The sequence below is a fragment of the Streptomyces sp. NPDC005195 genome (genome assembly GCF_040608315.1).
Classification (GTDB): Bacteria; Actinomycetota; Actinomycetes; order Streptomycetales; family Streptomycetaceae; genus Streptomyces; species Streptomyces kaempferi.
Window position 1 is genome coordinate 1 of sequence record NZ_JBEXHZ010000384.1, and the last position, 1,136, is coordinate 1,136.

Annotated in this window: 1 protein-coding gene; it reads right to left on the reverse strand. The window is 73.4% G+C overall.

Going from position 1 to position 1,136, the window contains the following annotated elements:
- On the reverse strand, nt 1-1,097 hold a 1,097-nt coding region (locus ABZV34_RS39820; protein ID WP_356288312.1), incomplete at its 3' end, for a macrolide family glycosyltransferase.
- Between the last annotated feature and the right edge of the window lie 39 nt (nt 1,098-1,136).

Here is a 1,136-nt window from a genome sequence, read left to right on the forward strand (position 1 = left end):
TCGGTCAGCAGCCCGCTCACGGTGCGGGCGAGGACGGTGGCGTCGAGGACGGCCCGTGACACGGTGCGGCCGACCCCGCACTCCTCCAGCCGCTGTGCGCTCAGGCCGAGTTCGTGGGCCCGCGGGATGGCGACGACGGGGGTGGCGTAGTACAGGGCCTCCATGAGGCTGCCCATGCCGGCGTGGCAGACCAGGACGTCCGCGTGCGGCAGCACGGCCGGGTGCGGCAGCCACTCGTGGACCTCGACGTGCGGGGGCAGCGGCTCCAGCTGTGCGCGGTCGTTGCCGCGGCCGAGTGTCATCACGACATGCCAGTCGGCCGGGTCGAACGCGTCGGCGCAGGTGCGGAAGAAGTCACGGCGGTCGCCGGACTCGGTGCCGAGCGACACCAGCGCGGTGCGCCGGCCGTCGGCCGGGGGCGACCACTGGCCGGGGCGGGCCTCGGTGACCATGGGGCCCACGAACGCGAAGCGGTCGTCGAAGGTGTCGCCCTCGATCTGGAACTCCCGCGGCAGGAAGACGAGGTTGCGCTCGTCCCACTCGGTGCCGTAGCGGCCCATCTCCTCCAGGCCGATGCCGTGCCGGCCCATGAACTCGATGACGACGCGGGCGCCCTTGGCCATGACCGGGTCCTCGCGGTCCCACATCTGGGCGCGCAGGGAGAACGTCTCGTTCGCCGCGTGGCTCGGGGTCAGCTGCACCGGCAGGGCGTCCAGGACCCGGGCGGCGACCCGTCCGGCGGCCACGTTCTCGAAGTCGTAGAGCACGACGTCCGGGGGGTCCTGGGTGAGGGCGGACAGGGCCGCGGGGAACACGGTGTCGACGGTGTCCACCAGCAACGCGTACCCGTCCTCGGACAGTTGGCGGGGGGTCGGGTCGGCGGCGCGGTAGAAGTCGCCGCGTGCGGAGGCGTAGGTGACGGCGCGGGCGCCGGCCTCCTCGACGAGGGCGGCGAACCGTTCGTCCACGACGTAGGTCACGCGGTGGCCGCGGGCGATGAGTTCGCGGGCGACGCCGAGGCTCGGAGCGATGTGCCCGAAGTCCGCGAAGGGCAGGACGGCGCAGTGCAGCGCGCGGGTGTCGGTGCGGTTCGGCATCGGCTGTTCCTCCGGTACGGCGGCGGTCTTGGGCGGTGC